Here is a 23,058-nt window from a genome sequence, read left to right as displayed (position 1 = left end):
TGTTGAATTTTTAAGATATTTTGTTTTGAATTTCTTAAAAACAACATGAAAAGCATCAAAAGAAGAGATTTTATAAAACAAACCGCCCTTTCGGGTTTAGCCATGAGCACCTTTTCCCTTTCAGCTTTTAATCTGAATAAAGACACCATCATAGGACATGGTGATTTTACATATAAAGTGGACTTAAATTGGGGCAATCTGGATCCCGCTAAGTTTCCGGTAAATAATTGCCATGAAATGGTAATGGATCGAAAAGGACGCCTATTCATGGTGACGGATGAACCTAAAAACAACATACTCATCTATAACCAAGATGGGAAAATCCTTGATTCCTGGACCTTAAACCTCCCTGCTGCCCATGGGCTTTCATTGAGCCAGGAAGGAGAAGAAGAATTTCTTTGGGTAGTGGACAATGGAGGCAGGGTAATCAAGACTAACCTCAATGGAAAAATAATTACTGAAATCCCAGCTCCTCAGAGTCAAGGGATTTATTCGGAAGGAATGCGCTATACACCAACAGAAACAGCAGTCGCTCCAAACGGAGACCTTTACATCACAGACGGATATGGCTCCCAGTTTATACTTCATTATGATGCAAAAGGGAACTTCATAAGAAAATTCGGAGGGGACGGGCACGAAGACGAGCAATTCAAAACAGTTCATGGTATTGCCGTTGATCAAAGAAAAGCTGGAGAACCTACATTGCTATGCACCTCAAGAGGACATAATTCCTTTAAAAGATTCACGATGGATGGAAAATATTTGGAAACGATTTTTCTTCCGGGGGCCTTTGTCTGCAGACCTGTAATACACGGGAGAATTCTTTATTCCGGTGTCTGCTGGTCCAGAAAAAAATACCTGGAACAAATGGATAATTCGGGTTTTGTCACCATACTGGATGAAAATAACAAGGTGGTTTCCAATCCCGGAGGTACCGCTCCTAAATATATCGATGGAGAATTACAGCTTATGGTCCAACAGGAGACCATCTTTAAGCACTGCCACGATGTCTGCATTGATCAAGATGAAAATATCTATGTTTGCCAGTGGAATGCCAACAAGAGCTATCCCATTAAACTCATCCGTGTTTAGGAATAAATCAATTACACAAAAGCCGAATATCCCGAACTTTATTGAAATAACGGCGCAATCTGATCTTCTGAAATAACTCCTGGTGGCAATTCCGTAATCCTAAGATTCCTAAAATGAATAGGGGCTCCTTCGGACTCCAGACAGATATAACCTTTTCTCTGCGTGGACTGGCTAATACCATTGACAAATTTGCCATTCACGGATAGTTTGATGACGCCATCCACACAGACAACCACATAGGAATTCCACTCCCCTTCTCCCAAACAGCGATTTTCTATGGATTTACTTCTGGTTCCCCTTGGGTTATCAGGAACAGTTTCTACTCCCCCAACTCCAAACAGTTCCCCATGCACATAAGCAATAGGTGGCAATACGCCGTCTTTTTTATTCTGATTCACCCAATCTAATTCCAACATCTGCACCTCCACCCCATCGGGGAGTCTATTCTCTCCTGGGACAGCACTGCTCCAGACAAATGTCCCGGAATTCCCGCCTGCTTCCATATGCTTCCACTCGATATGCATGATGAAATTTTGGTATTGATTTTCTGAACGGATGACACCTATGGGCAACCCTTTACATACCAGCTCCTCCCCGTCGAAATACCAGGAATCTTTACCCGTATTGACATCAAACCACTTGATTGGCGTTTCTGCTGGAGATTCCGAATCCACCAAAGCATCCAAGCCCCTCACCGTTCCAAATTCAAATAAATACTCCTGTGCATTGCTCTGAAATACGAAAGCAAGCAAAAAACCAATCAAGATCACATTTCTCATATCAACTGCTTGAATTTAAACATCATTACAAAACTTTTGTGACTCCCGGAACTGCTACAGGGGGCACAGGCCAAACCAGATTCCAATCGTAATCTTCCATCTTTGGTCCTAGAGTCAGATTAGACCTCATAGCATCCTCCCAAGAAATTGTCTGTCCACTGTAGGCCGCCATTCTCCCTATGATGGCAAGCATGGTACTATTGGCCATCAACTCCCCCTCATTGATCGGTTTATCGGCCCGGATTGCGGCAAACAATTCCTCATGCTGTGTTTCGTAGGGATTGTTTTTTTCTCTCTCATAACTCCAGGGATTCCGACTGCTAATAACATGTGCTTGCCTGCCGATATCAATATGTGCATCCCCTTCTCTTCCCACAATCTCTGCCCGGTTGGTATTCGAACTGCCCTGCTGCTGCCTGCTAAAATGCACCCCTTTAACCCCATTGGGGTATTCATATTCAATGGCGAAATGATCGTAAATATTTCCCCACTTGGTATCTGTCCTTGATTGTCTGCCACCAGTCCCGGTAACCCTGACCGGTAATTGTCCTCCGAGTGCCCAAGACATCAAATCTAGGCTATGAACCATCATTTCTACAATATAATCTCCCGACAACCAATCATAGTAATACCAATTTCTCAATTGGTATTCCATTTCTGTCCAGTTGGGCTTTCTTTCTTTATACCAAAGCCCTCCACCGTTTCTTACCGTCAGAATAGACCTGACCTCCCCGATATCTCCTTGGGTGATTTTTTCAAAAAGAGCTCTTTTGGGAAAATCATAGCGAAAAGTAAAACCTGAAACCACAGACAATCCTTTTTCCTTGGCTATTTTGGCTGCTGCCAATACAGCCCGGACACCTGGCGCATCTACCGCAACTGGTTTCTCACAGAATACATGCTTCCCCGCAGCTACCGCTTCAACAAAATGCTGGGGTCTAAAGGCCGGAGGTGTAGTCAATATGACCACATCCACATCCGAATCCAAGACCTTCCTGTAAGCATCAAAACCTATAAACTGATGGGCCTTATCTACTTTGACCTGATTTGGGTTGACCATCATGAGGTTATTGTAAGATTCCTCCAAGTAATCAGGAAAAATATCCGCCATACAGGTCAATATGGCATCAGAATCAGCTTTTAAAGCCTGTGCTGCCGCACCTGTCCCACGGCCACCACAACCAATAAGACCTACTTTCAAAACTTTATTTATGGAGGCATGGGCAGGTTGAAACGAAAATGTCAAAGGCAACAAAGCCGTGCCAACTATGGCCGTACCAGTCGATTTCAGGAAGTTTCTTCTTTGTTTCATAAGGGGATTAATTTAACACCTTTTTGTCTCTTGACTTGGGGAATCAAAGGAGCATGTAACTGACTTAATCATCCCATAGAAATTTAAGGCTTGAAAGAAGGAAATCAAAAATGAATTACACAAAAGGAGAAATTCTAAAAAACAATCACAAATCCGAATTTTTAAATCAACATAAACCCGATTAACAAAATTTTTCATCTTTCAATTCAACAAATTAATATATTCAAGAATTAACATGTCCTAATCATTCTCCTGACTTAGATTGACAAGTTTTCCAAGCATCATGAAAAATCCAAAAGACACCAGAAGAGGATTCATCAAGAAATCCTTGACTGCCTCAGCTGCAATCAGCATTGGAGGCGCCTTGCCCGCCTTTAGTGCAAAAAGCTACCGCAACATTTTAGGTTCCAATGAGCGCATTAAAGTAGCGGTCATGGGTGTAAATAGCAGGGGAATGGCCTTGGCTTTGAACTTTGCTTCGCAGCCTAATGCAGAAGTACTCCATATCTGCGAGGTAGACAAACATGCTGCAGAAAAATGCATTGAGGCCGTTTCCGATATTCAGCAAAATAGACCAAAATATACACCTGATTTCAGAAAAAGTCTGGAAGATAAAGACCTGGATGTTTTGGTGGTTGCGGCGCCAGACCATTGGCATGCACCGGCAGCAATTTTAGCCTGCAAGGCGGGTAAAGATGTGTATTTAGAAAAACCTGCCAGCCATAATCCGCATGAAGGGGAATTATTGCTTCAGGCCACTTCCAAATATAAAAGAGTGATACAAATGGGAAATCAGCGAAGGTCCTGGCCCCATGTGGTTGAAGCCATCAAAGCGCTGCATGCAGGGGTTATCGGCAGACCCTATATGGCCAAAACCTGGTATAGCAACAACCGGGCACCCATTGGTATCGGAAAAAAAGTACCTGTACCACAACACCTGGATTATGACTTGTGGCAAGGTCCAGCGCCAAGAGAGGATTACCGGGACAATATCATCCATTACAATTGGCATTGGTTCTGGAACTGGGGCACAGGAGAGGCATTGAACAATGGCACCCATATGGTGGATCTGGCCCGTTGGGGTTTGCAGGTAGATTACCCAAATAAAGTGAGTTCTGCCGGAGGACGGTACCACTATCAGGATGATTGGGAAACACCCGACACACAGATTATCAACCTAGAGTTTGAAAACAATAGCCTGATCACCTGGGAAGGGAGAAGCTGCAATGGGCTGAATGTGGAAGGCTCCAGCGTGGGGGTAATTTTTTACGGTGAAGAAGGTGCCATAAAAATTGACGGCGGGAATAATTATAGCATTTTGGACCGTCAAAATAAAGTGGTCAAAGAAGTAAAATACGATAGACCTGTTGACCCCAGAAACCTTTCGGATCCAACCCATGAACTGGACGGTATCCACATCCAAAATATGTTTGATGCCATCCGAAAAGGAACACCATTGGCCGCAGATATTTACGGAGGACAGACCAGCACCCTTTTGGTGCAATTGGGAAATATCGCACAGCGAGTAGGTCAATCATTGGAGATAGATTCCAAAACAGGTCATATTCTTAACAACCCTGAGGCCCAGCAACACTGGTCAAGGGAGTATCAACCAGGATGGGAACCTATTGTCTAACAATCCAATAAACCATGAAACTAAGTCCTTTTGACCTGATTATCATTGGCCTTTTTTTCTTGCTGATGTTGGCTATTGGTATCTATGCCTATTTCAGGAATAAAAACTCTGAAGACTATTTCGTGGCAGGGGGAAATCTTCCCTGGTGGCTATCGGGTATTTCTCACCATGTCTCAGGATACAGTGGGGCAGTATTTGTGGCCTATGCAGCTTTGGCTTATACGCACGGCATTTCGATTTATTTTTGGTGGGCTTTCACCATTGGGATCGGTATTCTCGTCAGTGCCAAAAGATTTCCCGTACTTTGGATGAAATTGAGAAAGGTTTTCCATATCCAATCCCCTTTAGAATTTTTAAAAATCAGGTACAATCTTTTCACCCAACAATTGATAGCCTGGTCGGGTGTATTGCTCAAATTATTTGATATCGGTGCGAAATGGGCATCCATTGCTATTTTATTAAATGTATTTACGGGGATCAGTTTGCAAGTTGGCATTTTGGTTTCTGGAGGAATCTCATTACTCTATATCACCTTTGGAGGACTTTGGGCTGTAGTTATCACGGATTTTGCACAGTTTATTGTTCAGCTATTGGCAGGAGTGGTGATGTTTATCGCTGTCCTATTGCATCTTGATGGCCTATCTACCCTTTCAGGCCTTTGGCAGCAACTTCCTGAAGGGAATAGTCAAGTTTTCCACGAACCGTATACCGTTGGTTTTGCCATAGCTTTCCTATTTATCAATTTTTTATCATACAATGGCGGACAATGGAACCTTGCCACCCGATATATTTCAAGCCCTTCTGAAAAACAAGTGGTGAAAGCTGCTAAATTATCAGGATGGCTTTATTTGATTTGGCCTTTGATTCTGTTCTTCCCCATGTGGGCAGCACCTGTTTTACTTCCGGATTTGGCAGACCCAAGCCAATCCTACGGGGAACTCACTTTACTGCTTCTACCTTCTGGATTGGTAGGCTTGGTCATCGCTTCCCTCTTTGCCAATACCATGTCTATGACTTCCTCTGACATCAATACCATTGCAGCTGTAATCAGCCGGGATATACTTCCAAACCTTTCACGAAAAATCCATTCAAACTCCTTGAAGATAGCCAGAACTGTCACATTTCTATTCACCTCTATGACAATTCTGGTAGCATTGCAATATGAATATTTTGGAGGAGTATTGGGCTTGATCATCTCCTGGTTTGGAGCCTTGGTAGGACCTATCGCCATTCCTTTGCTTTTGGGTTTGATTCCGGCGTTTCAAAGATGTGGAGCGTCGGCCGCGATTTCTTCTATTCTGGCAGGCTTTTTGGCATTTATCTTTACAAAAAATATTGAAATCAACAGCCTCGCTTTTCAGGTAAGTCTGCCTTTGATGGTTTCATTTGTTATATATGTGACGGTTGGCTTATTTTCCTCGACTGATATCCCGAAAAAAGTAGGCAAGATGTATTCTCAATTGTATCAAAATTAAAATTCATGCAGGTACAGGTCCACCAAACTAGAGCGGAAATGGGGAAAGCTGCTGGAAGCTGGGTTGAAAAGAAAATTATAGAACTCGCCGGGAAACAAGATGAAATCCGGATAGTCTTTGCCGCTGCACCCTCTCAAAATGAATTTTTGAGCTATCTCAGGAATTCCTCCCTTATCCCTTGGGAAAAGGTGGTGGCATTTCATATGGATGAATATCTGGAGCTCGAACCTTCCCACCCCGCTTTATTCTCTCATTTTTTGAAAGCTACATTGTTCGACAATATCCCTTTGAAGCAGATCCACCTAATTGATGGGAATAATTCCATTGAAAAAGAATGTGAAAGGTATGCCGCCCTTTTGAATGAAAAACAAATAGATATTGTATGCATGGGCATCGGTGAAAATGGGCATATCGCCTTCAATGACCCTCCTGTAGCCGATTTTAATGATGATAAATTGCTCAAGATGGTGGAACTGGATGAGGTTTGCAGGCAGCAACAGGTAAATGATGGGTGTTTTGAAAACCTGGCCAAAGTACCCACCCATGCCATTACTTTGACAGTACCAGCCTTATTGAATGCTGATATGATTTGTTGTGTAGTTCCGACTGCTCAGAAAAGAAAGGCAGTGCACCAAACACTTTACGGTCAAATTGATGAAAATTGCCCGGCTTCAATTTTGAGGGGGCATTGGAACTGCCATTTGTTTACAGACCAAGATGCCCTTCCCCAACTCAATCCTTTGATACCACAAGATGCTCTATTCGCTATGGATATCCTCACAAGAAATCTTTGCATTTGTGTTGATGAGCACGGGATACGGCCAACCTCTGTCAATATTCCCGAGAATGTACATCCTCAAATTCCATTTTGCGGAAAAGGACTCATAGACTTACAGGTTAATGGCATAGCAGGCATAGATTTCAATGAAAGCGGGCTTGGTTTGAAAGCTATCCGAAAGTCTGTCAAATCCTTATTGGATAAAGGAGTGACGGGATTCTTTCCCACTTTGATTACCAACGACCCTCAAATTATAACAGAAAATCTGATCACAATAGATCAGGCCTGCCAAAATGATGCATTGGTCAATTCCTGTATTTTAGGCATTCATTTGGAAGGGCCATTTATCTCTTCCATAGAAGGGGCCAAAGGAGCCCATCCAGAAAAGCACATACAAAAACCCTCTTGGGAATTGGTGGAAAAATTCCAAAAAGCAAGTGGTGGTCGCATCAAACTAATCACTTTAGCCCCAGAACTGAAAGGTGCCAAGGAATTGATTCAAAGATGCGTAAAGGGAAACATTCTTGTTGCTATCGGACATTCAAATTCCTCTTCCCAAGATATAGCGCGGGCTACCGAGGCCGGTGCCACGCTCTCCACGCATCTGGGAAATGCAGCACCTCTGATGCTTCCCCGTCATCCCAACATCTTATGGGATCAATTGGCCCATGATGAATTGTATGCCAGTCTGATCGCTGATGGCTTTCATTTGGATCCATCCTTTTTGAAAGTTGTCCTAAAAGTCAAAGGGGAAAAAGCTTTTTTGATCAGTGATAGTACCAAATTCTTTGGCATGGAACCTGGCGTATACGAAAGCCCGATTGGAGATGAAATCATTTTGGAAGAAAATGGCCGCTTAGCCATGAAGTATGGAAATGGACTTTTGGCTGGTGCCGCAAAAAGTTTAATGCAAGGAATCGAATTTCTTGTAAAGGAAGACCTTCTTGAACTTCCCGAGGCCTGGAGGATGGCATCAGAAGTTCCCTTGTTTTTTGCCGGCTTAGAATCACAGAGTGATTGGCTGATATTCAGATTGGAAAACGGAACATCCATCAAAATTGACAAAGTCTTCAAACAGGGGGAACAAATTGTGACAAACACATAAGTAGCTTTCCTTGGATTTAAGAAGTTCTACATTTGTCGTGAATTGAAAAAAGTGTCGTTAAAATTTTTATAATAGAAATCATGACGTAATTTTGTCGTTAATAAACTATTTACGACAATGATTAATCCTACCACTAAACATGAGCTTTCAGCTATCCAAAAAGTAATAGCAAAAAACACATACGGTGCCTCCATTGAGGACATCATGAGTGGTAGCGGACTAGATCTAGAGCTGAGGACCTTACAGCGTAGGCTTAAAAAACTCAAAGAAAAGGGGATTATTTTCACTTCTGGAGGGTCAAAATCCACTAGATATCATTTATCTTATTCAGATCATCTGGTCAGAGAAAGTGAACAGGAAAAGTTGATCCGACCCAAAAAAGAAGGTTTTTCATTTTCCAAAGTAGGGGAAAAAATCATTTCTTACCTTTCAAATCCCCTCTCGGATAGGAAGAAAGTTGGTTACAATATGGAGTTTTTAAACTTTTATAGACCCAATATTGACGCTTACCTTTCAGATGCAGACATCCATAAGCTGACTTTACTGGGATATACCAATATTCAGAATCAGCCTGCAGGTACGCATGCCAGAGAAATATTCAATCGACTGTTGATTGACCTTTCATGGAACTCAAGCAGGTTGGAAGGGAACACTTATTCTTTATTGGACACCCAGAGGTTGCTTGAATTGGGTGAATCTGCTGACGGCAAGTCCTTAGAAGAGGCGCAAATGATCATAAACCACAAAGATGCCATTGAGTTTTTGGTGGATTTAGGAGAAGAGTTGGACTTTAAGCCTTATATCTTATTGAACCTTCATGCCCTACTTGCAGAAAATCTCATGAAAGAACAAGCATCATTGGGAAGGTTACGATCTATGCCGGTTGGTATCTTCCAGTCGGCTTACACGCCACTATCCATCCCCCAATTGATAGCTGCGCAATTTGAGCTAATTCTGAAAAAAGTTATGGAAATCAGAAATCCTTTTGAACAGGCATTCTTTATGATGGTCCATCTACCCTATTTGCAGCCGTTTGATGATGTCAATAAGAGGACTTCCAGGTTGGCTGCCAATATACCCTTGATCAAAAACAACCTTTCCCCGATTTCCTTTGTGGAAGTTCCTAATAAGGCTTATACTCAGGGGATTCTCGGTGTGTATGAATTGAATCAAGTTGAATTGTTGAAGGATGTATTTATGTGGGCTTACGAAAAATCAGCTATTCGCTATGCTGCCATCAGGCAAACCATCAGTGAACCTGATCCCTTTAGAACCAAGTATCGGGATGATATCAAAAAACTGATCATGAAGATTGTTTCCGGAAACCTTAGCCCAAAAGAAGGGGCTAACCTCATTCAGTCTGCAGTCAAAAACCTTCAAAAAGAGGACCGTGATAGATTCAGGGAAATGGTGGAAGTTGATCTACTTGCCCTTAATGAGGGTAATTTTGCAAGGTTCAAAGTTTCTCTTTCCGAGTTCAGGACATGGAAAGAAAATTGGTCAAGGAAGACTTAATTCCTTGACCTTTATTCTTTAATTATTTCATCCAAAAACACTCTTTTTCCATTCAGCCTTTTGCTTTCATCTGCCGCTTCCATAAAGGCCAGGATCTCGAGTGTCTCCTCAGGCTGAACAGGAACAATACCTGTTTCGAAGTATTTTACAATTTCTAGCAATAAAGGTTCATAGCCGGAGTAAGGACCCAAAACCACATTTTTTTCGGTGGTAAAAACAGTGCCTCCATAATCATGCACACCTGAACGGCTACCCCGAAAAGTTCCTATTCTACCATCTTTCCAGGTCCCTACCACAACATCGGTATTTTCTGTACTGATCCGAACCAAGGATTCACAACCCGTTCCCATGACCGTATATAAAGTCTCCACTCCATGAATTCCATACCAGAATAAATCCGGATGTGAAGGTTCGATTTCCGCAGGACTAAAAGCATAAGCACCAACAACTTTATCCTTATCAATTGCCTCTATCCCTTTTACGTAGCGTAATGATGAAGATGAAAATGTTGGAATTCCATATTCTTCTGCAGCCTTAAAAATTTTAACAGCATCCGAATAAGAAGCGGTGATGGGTTTATCTATAAACATCCTTTTACCAGATTTGAAAACCTCCAAAGCCTGCTCCAGGTGTAATTTCCCATCATTGGTCTCCAATAAAACCACATCTACATGCTCCAGCAATTCAGTAATTGACCCCATAATCCTAACTCCCATTTTTTGGATTTCCTCTGTATATCCGGGAATCCGGTCCATGCTGGAGGGGATATCTCTGCTTCCATAAGGATAGGCAGCCACTACATGATAACCTAAATATTCCCCCGAATGCCGGTGCCCATTCAATACTTTGGTGAATGCTATGCTATGAGAAGTGTCCAAACCGATAATTCCTACTCTTTTACCAATCTCTTCTGAGGCAATTAATAGATTTTGCCCTCCAAGAAGACTTAACCCTAAAGTGGTTAGGGAGGCAATTTTGATAAATCCCCTTCTATTATTTGATGGGTGTTCTTTCATGAAATTAAGTAATGTTTTAACAGGATATCCTGCTTAATCTAGTTAAATTTATTCTTTATACCCAATCTAACCCAAAAAACCAATATCTGAACCATGAGATCTTCAAGAAGAAAATTCATCCGGCAAACTACCCTTTCCACATTAGGAATAGGGGCATTAACTTTAGAGTCAAGTTTTGCTTGGAACAAAAAAATTCCACCAAGTGATCAAGTAAACGTTGCTTTGATTGGATGCAATGGTCATGGTTTTAGTATTTTGAGGCACCATCTCAATATTCCAGGTGTAAACTGTGCTGCCATTTGTGATGTGGATCAAAATGTATTGGAGAGAAGGTCCAAAGAAATTAAAGATTCCTATGGGCAGCAGCCCAAACGATACACTGATTTTAGAAAATTATTGGAGAATAAGGATATTGATGCTGTGATCATTGGCACACCAGACCATTGGCATTGTCTACAAATGGTCTATGCATGTCAGGCTGGTAAAGATGTTTACGTAGAGAAGCCTTTGTCCAATAGCATAGGCGAATGCCAAATTATGGTGGATGCTGCCAAATATTATACCAGGGTGGTGCAAGTTGGACAGCAGCAAAGAAGCGGATATACGTTTAATGAGCCCATCCGCCTAATTAAAGAAGGACATATCGGAAAAATCAGAAAGGTAAATATTTGGTCCAATTTCAATTATGGAACAGGGGCAATGCCTGCCGAAGATGCTGAAATTCCCCAAGGCGTTGACTATGATTTTTGGTTAGGGCCTGCTCCGAAGAGGCCATTTAACAGGAATCGCTTTCATGGAAGTTGGAGGCATTTTTGGGATTATGGGGGTGGTTTGATGTCCGATTGGGGTGTGCATCTGTTGGATATGGGAATTTGGGCAATGAATAATCCCAAGGCTCCAGGAAAGGTAATTACACAAGCTTCTAATACTTCAAGTGATATACGGAACAGAGAAACTTTCGATAGCATGGCCGTATTGTATCCTCATGAAGAATTTACGATACAGTGGGACATGCTGGGAGGTATACAACAGGGCCCTTATGGTAAGCCTTATGGCGTAGCTTTTATTGGTGAAGAAGCTACCATAGTAGCTGACCGCAGAAGTTTTGAGATTTTTCCGGAATGGGACAATGACAAGAAAGAATTCAAAATTGATCCATTATCCTTTAATGAGGGAAAAGAGTCCCACAACCTACATGTAGAGAATTTTGTGGATTGCATCAAATCAAGAACCGAGCCTATATGCCCACCTGAAACCGGCAGAATTGCAGCCCTATATGCACATATACCCAATATCTCAGGAAGGATTGGGGAAAGTGTTTTGGAGTGGGATGATCAAAAGCAAGCATTCAAAAACAATAAACAGGCCAATGACTTCATTTTGCCCACTTATCGCTCCCCATGGGAAATTCCTAAAATCCCCAAATAACTAGGAAATCACGGTCACAATCACCCGCTGATACCTGGTCATGGTAGGATATCCATCATCTTCCACTTCCAAAATAAGGTGGATTTTATCTCCGATTTCGGCTTCATCTGGAACAACAAAAGAGGCTTCGGGTTTGGATGCGTCTTGAATCTGCACATAGACATTGAGGGTTCCAGGCTCCAGGTATTGCCACCAAAGATAACTCAATCGGTCGCCATCAGGGTCCTTCGCTCCTCCTCTGAGGACTACCCTATCACCTATTTTGGCATTCAGGTCCATAGGATGTTCCAACCAAACTTCCGGGGAGTGATTGGCTTCATTAAAACGCTTCACACACCAAGCCGCTCTCGCTGCAAAATCATGTTGAATCTCTTTGATCCAGCGGGTTTGTGGGAAAGTGGGATCATCTTGTTGGGTGTAAGGATTAAAGTCTGCTACATGTGGTCCATCTTCCCAACGGCTTGACTTTTCCTCAGATTGAATGAATCTACCACCCCAACCTCCGTAACTTGGATTTTCATGGCTTCTTAATCCCACATCCAATAAATAGAAATAAGCCGGTGAGTCCCCTTCTGAGATAAAATCATATTGACTTCTTCCGGATTTGGACATGACCTCCAAATCCCCATGGTCATGCTCTGGGTCATTGTCAATCTGTCGACCATCTCCCCAAGTATAATAGACGGCCATCAGTGGGCCTCTCTCAAATAAAATGTGTTCCTTGAAAAATTCTCCTGAAAGGTAATACTGCAAAGGTTCAGGTACCCTTCTAGGCCATGGATATGCAAAACACCAAAACTGATCAGAATTGTAAATAACCTTAACATCCGGCCAATTTGGAGCGATATACTTATTATACGTGGCATCTTGATCCAAAACAGTATAGATGATGGCTTTTTCAGAGACCTTTCGGTAAACCTTCTCCCAATCTGAAGTACTTTCATATTGCTCCTGAATGGACTTCAAAGCCCTGGCAATCGTATTGGTTCCTCCCCAAACCTGAAGGTAAACAGGCCTTGGATCATCATCAAGTAAAACCTTTTTGATCCAGTCCGACCCTTCAGTATCCTTTTCCATTTCTCCTTCAAAATCAATATTTCCCACTTTCACCAAGCTCAGAAGTTTATCTGGACTGGGATATCCATCCGCATGTAATTGAAGATTGGGATAAACCTCTGCATACTTGTCAATCAGTTCCTGCATCCAAGTGGTCCCTGGCCAGCGCAGTTCTGTACGCTCCCCATACCTTTCCGCTGTATTGGGCATTTCGGAAATAAACAATGTACCCTCATCATCTCCTTTATAGTGCCATTGTGAACTGCTGTAAACCAAACCTTCAACATCAAACTCATTGACGTAAAGCAGCATCCTGATAAAGGAGTCTACATCATCTACTTCACCGTCCGTGGTTACTATGGTACGGAACCTTTGTTTTTCTTCTTTTTCTTTTTGGGAAGGTTGATTACCACAAGCAAAAAATAGCATTAACAGGATGGATGATAAGAGAAATTGGATGAGGCTTTTCATTTTACAAGAGATTTGATGTCATTAAATTAAGCATCAATCCCTATAAATCCACAATAGGTGCTTTTCTTCCTGAAATTTTTGACAAATGGCAAAGCAACCCAATTTCTTTGGTAGGTATCATTCTTCAGGGAAGAATTTGAAAACAGGATTGACAGTCCTTGCTTTTTCAAAAAGTTGCTGCATTTCCTTTACCAATTCCGGATGTTGGTCTGCTATATCCCAAGATTCAGAAGGGTCATCCTTAAGATTGAATAATTCAATTGCTTCATCAGGGTTATTTTTTACACCGTACTTTACAGCCTTCCAATCCTCTTTCCGAATAGCCTGTCTTCCGCCTAGTTCATGGAACTCCCAATAGAGGTAATCGTGTTTTTTTTGATTCGCGTCTCCCATTATGGAAGGTAACAGGCTTATCCCATCTAAAAAATCAGGGATCTCTTTTCCCAATAAATCCGCAAATGTTGGCAAGAAATCCCAAAAAGCAGATACATGCGCTGATTTAGTCCCAGGCTCAATGACACCTGGCCATTTGATAATCATAGGCACCCGAATTCCACCTTCATACAAGTCTCTTTTATAGCCTCTAAAAACTCCATTACTATTGAAGAAATCGGCATCATTTCCGCCTTCCAAATGAGGTCCATTGTCTGATGTAAAAATGATAATGGTACTATCAGTTAGCCCTAACTCATCAAGCTTGGCAAGGATTTCACCTACCTGACTATCCAATAAGGCCACCATGGCAGCATAGCTTGCTTTAGGATAAGCATTGGATTGGTAACCAGGTATATTGAATGCTTCATCACCATAATCTGATCCAGCTCTTGCCAAATGAGGCTCCTCCTCTCCAATTTTCTTTCTATAATAATCCAATAATTTCCCATCAGGAGCAGCCAATTCAGCATGTGGCATGACTGTAGGAACAAACATGAAAAATGGATATTCGGCATTTTCTTCAATAAACTTCAGCGATTCTTGGTGAATGACTTCCGGGGCATAGATACTTTTTTGTGACCAATCATTGCCAGGAAGAAATACTTTATTTTCGTTTTCCCATAAATATTCCGGATAGTAACGATGAGCAATACGCTGACAGTTGTATCCAAAAAACTGATCAATGCCCTGGTGATTTGGATCCCCTTCTGTTCCAATAAATCCCAATCCCCATTTCCCATAAGCTCCAGTGGCATAGCCCGCATTTTTAAAAAGTTTGGGTATAGTCAATAAAGAATCCGGTAAAGGGTACTGCCCTTCAGGTTGCATCTCAAAATTCCCTCGGACAGGTGTATGACCTGTATGCAACCCTGTCATCAGTGCGGACCTTGAAGGTGCACAGACTGTTGCTCCTGAATAGTGATTGGAAAAAAACATGCCTTCAGCAGCCAACTTGTCCAAATGTGGGGTTTCGATGATTTCTTGTCCCAAAAACCCCAAATCGCCGTACCCCAAGTCATCTGCTAGGATAAAAATCACGTTGGGTTGAATAAGTACTTCTGCTTTTTCTTTTGACTGACAGGAAGCCAAAAAAGTCAATACTGAAAGAATGATTATCCAAATTTTAAGTCTCATAATTTCTTATTTTCTAAGGATCTCCAATTGCTCCTCAGTTTCAATGATCATCTCCTCATATTTCAAGGTCCATCCTAAGGATTTGGTCAGGACGAATAGATTGGCTAATTCTGCCAATAACCTTTCTCTGCTGTTTTCCATGAGATTGGACTGATTGACCTTTTCCCTAATCCTGTCATTGACAGTACTTCTTATCTTGTTGTAATCCGCTGCACCAAACTTATTGAAGTAATCTTGTGTGACGTCATAATACTCTATATCGGGATAAATATTGATTACCGGGTCGGGAATCCTTTTTAGGATGACTGTTTTATTCTCTAAATCCAATTCAGTTTCCAGTTGCCTTAAATCATATTCTACAGTAACCTTGGCATTGGCGACGACAAGGGCTTTTTTATCAGAGCGCAAAATGTTCAGGAAGAGGTTTTGGGAATTCTTAAAGGTAAAAACCTGGGAGAAATAGCCTTCAGTAACAATCAGTTTACCTACCTGTTCGATCTGTTCCTGAATGAGCGCTGAGCTCTCTTTCAGCTCTTCCTTGCTTTCTTTTTTACCCAAAAAAAACCAAGCAGCTACGAATATTAAAGCCCCGAAAATGAAGCCTATGATGAATTTGTTCATTAAGTTATTATACTTATTTCAGCTAAAATGGTTAAAAATAACAAGGCATCCAATTTCCAAAAATCAAATTTTAAGGAAGATTAGTAAAGTGTTTTTTGAGCCAAGCTTCCACTTCATCCATCCATATAATTTCTGATTGGGGATTAACCATTCCAAAACCATGCCCTCCGGATTCAAAATAGGTAGTACTTACATGAATTCCTTTTTCTTGCAAAACTGCCTCGAATACATAAGAATTTCGAATGCTTACCCGGTCATCTTTGGCATGAACCAGATAAGTTGGAGGAGTTGCGGCATTTACCTGTTTTTCATTTGAAAACTTGTCCAACAATTCCTGTGAAGGATTTTCACCTAAAAGGTTTTTGGAAGAACCACTATGGCCTATCCCAGGATCAAAACTTATCACGGGATAAACCAAAACCATAAAATCCGGTCTCAGACTGGTTTTTTTGGGATTATCGATTTGGGCTTGGTGAAAATGCGTTCCTGCTGTTGAAGCCAAATGTCCTCCTGCCGAGAAACCCAAAATCCCCACCTTTTCGGGATTGATATTCCATTCCTTTGCATTTTCTCTCACCGTTTGAATGGCTTTTTGGGCATCCTGCAAAGGCCCAATGGTTTTGTCAATCATAGTTTCATCACTGGGCAAGCGGTATTTCAGAACAAAAGCAGCAACTCCTCTTTTAGCAAATTCCTCTGCTACATCTGCTCCTTCATGTCCTGCAGCCAAAATCCAATAGCCTCCGCCAGGACAAATGATGACTGCCTGACCTGTAGCCTTTTCTTTAGGAGGAAGATACACCGATAAAGTAGGGAAACTAACTTTGCTTATTCTCAAAATACCATCCTCTCCCAGTTCGGCATGTTCTTCATCAGGTGCTGAAATGGAATTGGGCACATGGTGGTTATTATATAGCGGCATTTCTTTTTGAGAAAAAGAAGGTATGGCAAAAAAAACCATTAAGGTTAGTATAAGAATATTTTTCATAATCTAATTTAGCCTCTCTAATTCCCAAAATCAAAAAAAGATTTGAAGGTTTTTTAAAAAAACCTTCAAATCCCTATAGATGGATATCCATTGATTATAAAATACTGACTGTCAAAAGCTTCAAAATTATTCCTATTATTGGATTTACAACTAATCCAGCCTTTTACAATAGCCGAAACAATTTTTCAATAACCCCATAATAAGTACCCCTTTTTTAAAATACAAGGTAATTTTTTCGTATATTATAAAAGCTAAAAGGTAGCCAAGATTTAATCCGGCCTTAAAATTTTTCTACCATGAAACCAAGAACAATATGCGCTCCGCTTGGCATCATTACTGTCTTAATGTTAATTTCTTCTTGTGCGGTCAACCCAGTAACTGGTAGAAAACAAATGGTTTTGATGTCACAAGCCCAGGAAATAGCCATGGGAAAAGAAGCCAATCCTGAAATAGTAGCATACTTTGGCTTGTACGAAGATCCTGCACTTCAACAATTCATTACAGAAACGGGTCTGGAAATGGCTGCAATTTCCCATCGCCCAAAACTTGCGTTTGAATTCAAAATTGTAGATTCCCCAGTCATCAATGCCTTTGCCTTGCCGGGCGGTTATGTTTACTTTACAAGGGGAATCATGGCCCACTTCAACAATGAAGCGGAATTTGCAGGTGTTTTGGGGCATGAGATCGGACATATTACGGCAAGGCATTCTGTCATTCAACAACGGAATATGCTCTTTGGTCAGATTGGTATCATTGCAGGTGTGATTCTGGTACCTGAATTGGGTCAGTTTGTAGAACCACTTTCCCAAGGCATGCAACTTGCATTGCTGAGCTTTGGGAGAGACGCTGAACGACAATCAGATAAATTGGGGGTGGAGTATTCTAGCAAAATTGGTTATGATGCCTCTGAGATGGCTGGCTTTTTTGAAACGCTCAAAAGGCAACAAGAAGGATCTGGATCTGCTGATATTCCCGATTTTTTATCTACTCACCCTTCACCGGAAGAAAGAGAGCTTAATGTTGGTAAACTTGCGGACAAATGGAAGGGAAAGCTACAAATCGAAAATCCCACCATAAATAGAGATGCCTATCTCCGAAGGATAGAAGGCATGGTCTATGGGGAGGATCCAAAACAGGGCTTTGTTGAAAAAGGAGTTTTCTATCATCCTGTTCTTAAATTCAGCTTCCCTCTTCCCAAAGATTGGAGTTTTCAAAATACCCCTCAACAGGTTCAAATGGCATCTAAAGAAGGTGATGCCATTTTAATCCTGACGCTCAATACGGAGAAAACTTTAAATGAGGCTGGAAAATCATTTCTTGAACGATACAAACTGGAATTAAAAGAACAATCAAATGCCCCAATTAATGGTATTCCTTCATTAACCCTTATTGCACATCAAAATCAGGAAAACAGCATCCTTAGGGTAGTAGTTTCCTTTATCCATTTTGAGAACTACATTTACCAAATGATGGGCGTGGCTGAGATTTCAAGGTTTCAAAACCATCATAACACTTTCCTGACATCCATAAAAGGATTTATGGAATTAAAAGAAGCTGATAAACTGAACAAAACCGCGGATGTGATTCGGATCAAAGCAGTGCCCCAAGATATGACGGTACAAGCAGCTTTGGAATATTTCAAAACATCTGAGGACAGATTTGAGCAAATAGCATTACTCAACGGCATGTACCTTCAAGATCAAGTGGAAAAAGGCTCTTTGATCAAAGTCATAGAAAAATAATTTGCCACCACCAAAACAGACCCAATCCATACTAAGCATCCTAGAAAACCTATCGTCCTTTGGAACCAACGGAATCAACAGTAGTCAGGCTATATTACGATTTTCAGGGTTGACTTAGAATAACCCTTCTATAACTGGTTAAACTTGGCGTACCACTGTCTTCCACTTCCAAAATGAGATGCAATTCCTGGCCTGAACCCAACTGAGGCATTTGAAAAACCAATTCTTCTCCGTAAGGGTTATGAAAGTCCAAATCACCATTGAAATTACCTGCTTCCTTATAGATCCACCATTTGTACCTCAATTGATCACCATCTGGGTCATAAGTACCCTTTGCTGAAAGTCTTACAAAATCTCCAGCTTTCACCTTGGCTTTTCCAAAAGCTTTCCCCTCATTTCCATTGAGTACAATGATCGGATTATGATTGGCATCCTTGAAAGATTCTGCTATATTCCAGTCCATCCTTGCTGCAAAATCGTGCTGATATGCCTTTCTCCATCGCCAAATAGTTGCTTGATTTGAAGCTTCAATCCTTCCATCAGGCAAAATGACTTCATCTTGAGTATGAACTGAGGAAGTCCATATTGGCCCTTCTTCTCCATAAGATTTAAATAGTTCATACCGACCTGCCCAACCTCCCCAGGAGGGACTTCTATACCAGGCGAGTCCATTTTGTATCAGACCAAAAAATGAGGGAGTATCTCCTTCCATAATATAATCAGACGGCAAATAACTTGCACCTAGAGGTCCATGATTATCCCTGATATTTTCCATCAACCAAGGATTGTCCACCAGTTCAAAATGGTAAAAAGGGCCATTCTTATACCACTTGTCTCCAGCAATACCTGTCCAAGTCGCTTTATAATATTCCCTCCAATTGTCTCCAACACTGGCATCCACGATATAAAAAATTTGAGGGAAATTATGTCTGACCCAAGGTCCTGCAAAATCCTGATCAGATATGGAATACACTTTAATCTTATCTATGAATTTGTTGATTTCCTCTTCAGAACGTGTATTCTTAACTTTCCAAAGTGCTTGAGCCAAACAATTAGCCCCTCCCCAAATAGATATCCAAAGGGGTCTTTCGTCTACCTTATCCACTGCTTGGATCAATAATTCCGAACCAGATGAATCTTTCCCTTCCCCTACTCCATCCATACTGTATAATGGCAAATGTTCCTTAGTGATACTCAATAAATATTCCATGCTGGGAAAACCTTCTCCATGCTTATCCAGATTGGCTTTTACTTCTCCGTAATTTTTGATCAACTCTTCAATTTTATCCTTTCTTGTATTATTTCTCAAATGGGTAGAAGTAGTAGCTACCATGCCTTCAATATCATATTCGTTGGCATAGACCAAAAAACGAACTAAAGACTGCTGATCATCCGGTTCATTGGTAATGTCGGTGAGTACAAATACACGTTGTTTGACAGGATCTTCAAATTCCAAAGTGGTTTGTGCCGATGTAAATAGGACAATAAATAGAACTGGGAAAATAAGAAGGGCTTTCATATGATTGCTTGATTATTATAGAGGATTCGTTAGTTTTAAAAGTAAAGCAAATATTTTAAACAAACAATAAATCGATATTACATACTTTTGCCCCAGAAATACGGACATTAGTGATATCTTTTAGGATACAGCGATTTTTTCAGCTCAAAAAAGAATGTTATAAGCAGATGGAATCATTAAATTGATGATGACTCCTGAAGAAATGGATGGTATTAACTTTCAATACCGGGAAAGAACTACCTAATTATCTACTTGAAATTTTTATGTAGCCAAATATTCCATTAATCAACCTATTGTATTCCTTATATTCTTTCTTTAAATTGAAAAAATGTACAGAACCAACAACAAATGAAAAAATACAGCCTCTTCCCTGCGCTACTATTGAGTTTCTTTATTTCCTGCGGACCTCAGGTTCAAGAAAAAAACAGCACATCCCAGGTTACTGCGGAATATTTCGATTTTTCCAATAGGGACGACCAATTTGAAGGGGGTATCCGGATGATTCCTATCCAAACTCCAAAAGGAGAATTTAAGGTATGGACCAAAAGGGTGGGCAATAATCCTACCATGAAAGTTTTACTCCTCCACGGCGGACCCGGGATGACCCACGAACTGTATTCCTGTTTTGATGGCTATTTTCCATCAGAAGGAATCGAATACATTTACTATGATCAGCTGGGTTCTTACTATTCTGACCAACCTGAAGACCAGGATTTATGGACCATAGAACGTTTTGTTGATGAAGTGGAACAGGTGAGAAAAGCTTTGGGGCTCAATAAGGATAATTTTTTCCTTTACGGACAATCCTGGGGTGGAATACTGGCCATGGAGTATGCATTGGCACACCAGGATAAACTAAAAGGCCTTGTGATTTCCAATATGATGGCAAGTTTGGATGAATATGAAAAGTACGCCAAGGAAGTATTGGGACCACAAATGCCCGCAGAAGTTTTTGCGGAAATCATGGAAATCGAAGAAAATGAAGACTTTGATAATCCAAGGTATGAGGAATTACTGCTCGAGCACCATTACCAGTACCATGTCTTGAGGATGCCTTTGGAAGAGTGGCCTGAAGCAGTTATGCGTTCCCTAAAGCATGTCAACCCTAATGTTTATGTGTACATGCAAGGACATTCTGAATTTGGCATCACAGCAGGAGCAACTTTAAAAGGTTGGGACAGAAGGACTGATCTTAAAAACATAAAAGTTCCAACGCTAGTGGTAGGAGCCGGACATGATACGATGGATCCTGCACATATGGAGTGGATGGCTTCAGAAGTGCAAAATGGCCGCTACCTTTTCTGCCCGGATGGCAGCCATTTGAGTCAATATGATGACCAGAAGGTCTTTTTTGAAGGTTTGATCCGCTTTGTGAAAGATGTGGATCAGGTGAAATTTTAAAAACCTTTTATTTTCCAAGGAAAATGGTGTAACCGAATTTTATTCCAATAGTATTCTGTCTTGTGTAGAACCCATCAGATTCAAAATTCGCTCTATTGGAACTGTAATTCAATAGCAAATCAAAGCTGCTTCGCTCTCCCAACAACAGCGCAAGCCCCAAGCCTCCGCCAATATTGGTGATACCTGTATTGCTTTCAGTATCCCCAGCCATATCAGTTCTTGTTCTTTGGTTGCCAAAAATAGAATTTACCTCAGCAAAAGGAAGAATTTTTCCTTTTGGTAAATAATACCTAACAAAAGGACCTGCTCCAAACAAAGAGTTGTTGGCCTCAAAAGCAAAAGCGTTGAGAAATATTTCCCTACTTCCCCATCCAAAGGCCAAATCGATTCCTGCTGCCAAATTATCGGTCAAAAAATAGCCCACCTTCGGTGCAAAAAAGATGTTATAAGAACTGCTTTTTTCAGAAGAACCATCAGCAAATTCTCTTGTTGAATTGGAAAAATACATATCCATCATTCCTACACCATTTGAAAATCCAATATGGGTACCCGCACCGAGGAGCATTCTCCCTTTTTCAGTTTGGGAATGAACAGAAAAACTGATCAAAAGGAAAAAACTTAAAATTTTTAATTTTTTCATAAAACATAATTTTTTGTAGTGGATTGAGATCTTTTTAGATCTAATTATGGAAAATAAGTCGGTAATCAGTAGGAGGAATTTAACTTCCCTGCATCCTGCACATCTTATATTTCTGGATTTTTTCCAAGAAACATGGTAAAACCTATCTTAATCCCTAAGGTATTTCCACGGTCAATATAATCTTCTGATTCCAGGTTACTTCGATCAACATTATAATTTAATAGCAGATCAATACTGCTCCGATTTCCCAATAAAAATGCAAGACCTAAACCTCCACCAATATTGGTAAACGTTAATTGACTTTCTGAACCGACTACACCAGTGATTTCTATGCTCCTTCTGCCAAAAAGGGTATTCACCTCAGCAAAGGGCAAAATCTTCCCACTTGGAAAATAATACCGTACAAATGGTCCTATACCGAAAAGAGAGCTTTTCGAATCTAAATTTTCAGGAAGCCCAACAATAGATGACGTTCCTCTCCCCCAACCCAATGCCATATCCAGTCCGGCAACCAAATTATCAACGATAAAGTATCCTGCTTTTGGAGCTATAAATATATTATTGCTGTTAGTTTGACTAGAAAGATCATCATCAATAAAAGTTTTTTGCCTTGAAAAAGAAAGGTTCATCATTCCGGAGGACTCAGATATCCCTAGATTAGTTCCCGCACCAACCAAGAATCGGCCTTTTTCGGTTTGGGCATGAGTTGAAAAACAGATAAGAAATGTGATGCCTAGTATATTTAATATTCTCATAGAAGTATCAATTTGGAGAACTAAAAAGATCAATATACTAAAACTAATACTATAACACAAAAAGATTAAAGATTTATATCGATCAGGGTACTTAAATTAAACAAAAAACGTGTAGTATACAAAATAACAAACTATTATTTTAAAAAATCATAAAGGCTTC

Annotated in this window: 18 protein-coding genes; 8 read left to right on the top strand and 10 right to left on the bottom strand. The window is 40.8% G+C overall.

Translation table 11 applies throughout. The features are described 5' to 3' along the window. The first annotated feature begins 45 nt into the window (after nucleotides 1-45). The gene (locus QZT73_RS16970; RefSeq protein WP_291785311.1) at nucleotides 46-1,092 is read left to right on the top strand and encodes a 6-bladed beta-propeller; all 1,047 of its coding nucleotides are present in this window, start codon (nucleotides 46-48) and stop codon (nucleotides 1,090-1,092) included. Nucleotides 1,093-1,130: 38 nt separating this feature from the next. Here QZT73_RS16970 and QZT73_RS16965 read toward each other — a convergent pair whose 3' ends face one another. Both QZT73_RS16965 and QZT73_RS16960 read right to left on the bottom strand, forming a co-directional pair. Continuing rightward, nucleotides 1,131-1,871 carry a DUF1080 domain-containing protein gene (locus tag QZT73_RS16965; protein WP_291789438.1) on the bottom strand — a complete coding sequence of 247 codons (741 nt, stop codon included), beginning with the start codon at nucleotides 1,869-1,871 and terminating at the stop codon, nucleotides 1,131-1,133. Between the two features lie 25 nt (nucleotides 1,872-1,896). Further along, complete coding sequence (locus QZT73_RS16960) at nucleotides 1,897-3,183, bottom strand: Gfo/Idh/MocA family oxidoreductase (RefSeq protein WP_291789435.1); 1,287 nt, start codon at nucleotides 3,181-3,183, stop codon at nucleotides 1,897-1,899. Nucleotides 3,184-3,466: 283 nt separating this feature from the next. Here QZT73_RS16960 and QZT73_RS16955 point away from each other — a divergent pair, with 283 nt between their 5' ends. The 4 genes from QZT73_RS16955 (at nucleotide 3,467) to QZT73_RS16940 (ending at nucleotide 9,692) form a co-directional block, all read left to right on the top strand. Further along, nucleotides 3,467-4,819: a Gfo/Idh/MocA family oxidoreductase gene (locus QZT73_RS16955; protein ID WP_291789432.1), complete on the top strand. Its 1,353-nt coding sequence runs from the start codon at nucleotides 3,467-3,469 to the stop codon at nucleotides 4,817-4,819. Nucleotides 4,820-4,833: 14 nt separating this feature from the next. Next, complete coding sequence (locus tag QZT73_RS16950; RefSeq protein ID WP_291789431.1) at nucleotides 4,834-6,294, top strand: sodium:solute symporter family protein; 1,461 nt, start codon at nucleotides 4,834-4,836, stop codon at nucleotides 6,292-6,294. A gap of 5 nt (nucleotides 6,295-6,299) precedes the next feature. Then, the gene (locus QZT73_RS16945; protein ID WP_291789430.1) at nucleotides 6,300-8,177 is read left to right on the top strand and encodes a 6-phosphogluconolactonase; all 1,878 of its coding nucleotides are present in this window, start codon (nucleotides 6,300-6,302) and stop codon (nucleotides 8,175-8,177) included. 117 nt (nucleotides 8,178-8,294) lie between these two features. Continuing rightward, on the top strand, nucleotides 8,295-9,692 hold the full coding sequence (locus tag QZT73_RS16940) for a Fic family protein (RefSeq protein ID WP_291785322.1): 1,398 nt from the start codon (nucleotides 8,295-8,297) through the stop codon (nucleotides 9,690-9,692). Between the two features lie 11 nt (nucleotides 9,693-9,703). Here QZT73_RS16940 and QZT73_RS16935 read toward each other — a convergent pair whose 3' ends face one another. Then, a complete protein-coding gene (locus tag QZT73_RS16935) occupies nucleotides 9,704-10,708 on the bottom strand; it encodes a Gfo/Idh/MocA family oxidoreductase (RefSeq protein ID WP_291785325.1) in 1,005 nt (334 codons plus the stop codon). A gap of 93 nt (nucleotides 10,709-10,801) precedes the next feature. Between QZT73_RS16935 and QZT73_RS16930 the strand changes: the two genes are divergently transcribed. Then, a complete protein-coding gene (locus QZT73_RS16930; protein ID WP_291789428.1) occupies nucleotides 10,802-12,136 on the top strand; it encodes a Gfo/Idh/MocA family oxidoreductase in 1,335 nt (444 codons plus the stop codon). On the opposite strand, the gene QZT73_RS16925 is transcribed toward QZT73_RS16930, so the two are convergent. The 4 genes from QZT73_RS16925 to QZT73_RS16910 form a co-directional block, all read right to left on the bottom strand. Beyond that, on the bottom strand, nucleotides 12,137-13,663 hold the full coding sequence (locus QZT73_RS16925; protein ID WP_291785329.1) for a nucleoside hydrolase-like domain-containing protein: 1,527 nt from the start codon (nucleotides 13,661-13,663) through the stop codon (nucleotides 12,137-12,139). Nucleotides 13,664-13,780: 117 nt separating this feature from the next. Further along, nucleotides 13,781-15,232, bottom strand: coding sequence for an arylsulfatase (locus tag QZT73_RS16920; RefSeq protein ID WP_291789426.1), 1,452 nt, complete (start codon nucleotides 15,230-15,232; stop codon nucleotides 13,781-13,783). 6 nt (nucleotides 15,233-15,238) lie between these two features. After that, nucleotides 15,239-15,853, bottom strand: coding sequence for a DUF4230 domain-containing protein (locus tag QZT73_RS16915; RefSeq protein WP_291785332.1), 615 nt, complete (start codon nucleotides 15,851-15,853; stop codon nucleotides 15,239-15,241). A gap of 70 nt (nucleotides 15,854-15,923) precedes the next feature. Then, nucleotides 15,924-16,841 carry an alpha/beta hydrolase gene (locus QZT73_RS16910; RefSeq protein ID WP_291789424.1) on the bottom strand — a complete coding sequence of 306 codons (918 nt, stop codon included), beginning with the start codon at nucleotides 16,839-16,841 and terminating at the stop codon, nucleotides 15,924-15,926. 296 nt (nucleotides 16,842-17,137) lie between these two features. On the opposite strand from QZT73_RS16910, the gene QZT73_RS16905 reads away from it, so the two are divergent. Continuing rightward, complete coding sequence (locus tag QZT73_RS16905; protein ID WP_291789422.1) at nucleotides 17,138-18,583, top strand: M48 family metalloprotease; 1,446 nt, start codon at nucleotides 17,138-17,140, stop codon at nucleotides 18,581-18,583. Nucleotides 18,584-18,686: 103 nt separating this feature from the next. Here QZT73_RS16905 and QZT73_RS16900 read toward each other — a convergent pair whose 3' ends face one another. Beyond that, nucleotides 18,687-20,102 (bottom strand): nucleoside hydrolase-like domain-containing protein, encoded by a 1,416-nt coding sequence (locus tag QZT73_RS16900; protein WP_291789420.1) that lies wholly within the window; start codon nucleotides 20,100-20,102, stop codon nucleotides 18,687-18,689. A gap of 348 nt (nucleotides 20,103-20,450) precedes the next feature. Here QZT73_RS16900 and QZT73_RS16895 point away from each other — a divergent pair, with 348 nt between their 5' ends. Further along, on the top strand, nucleotides 20,451-21,503 hold the full coding sequence (locus QZT73_RS16895) for a proline iminopeptidase-family hydrolase (RefSeq protein WP_291780973.1): 1,053 nt from the start codon (nucleotides 20,451-20,453) through the stop codon (nucleotides 21,501-21,503). A gap of 7 nt (nucleotides 21,504-21,510) precedes the next feature. Here QZT73_RS16895 and QZT73_RS16890 read toward each other — a convergent pair whose 3' ends face one another. Together QZT73_RS16890 and QZT73_RS16885 are read right to left on the bottom strand one after the other, a co-directional pair. After that, a complete protein-coding gene (locus QZT73_RS16890; protein ID WP_291780976.1) occupies nucleotides 21,511-22,143 on the bottom strand; it encodes a hypothetical protein in 633 nt (210 codons plus the stop codon). A 104-nt stretch (nucleotides 22,144-22,247) separates the two neighbouring features. Next, nucleotides 22,248-22,898: an outer membrane beta-barrel protein gene (locus tag QZT73_RS16885; RefSeq protein ID WP_291789418.1), complete on the bottom strand. Its 651-nt coding sequence runs from the start codon at nucleotides 22,896-22,898 to the stop codon at nucleotides 22,248-22,250. Between the last annotated feature and the right edge of the window lie 160 nt (nucleotides 22,899-23,058).

Origin of the sequence: Cecembia sp. (assembly GCF_007126775.1) — a bacterium.
Taxonomy (GTDB): domain Bacteria; phylum Bacteroidota; class Bacteroidia; order Cytophagales; family Cyclobacteriaceae; genus Cecembia.
This window is presented reverse-complemented; position numbering and strand designations above follow the sequence as displayed.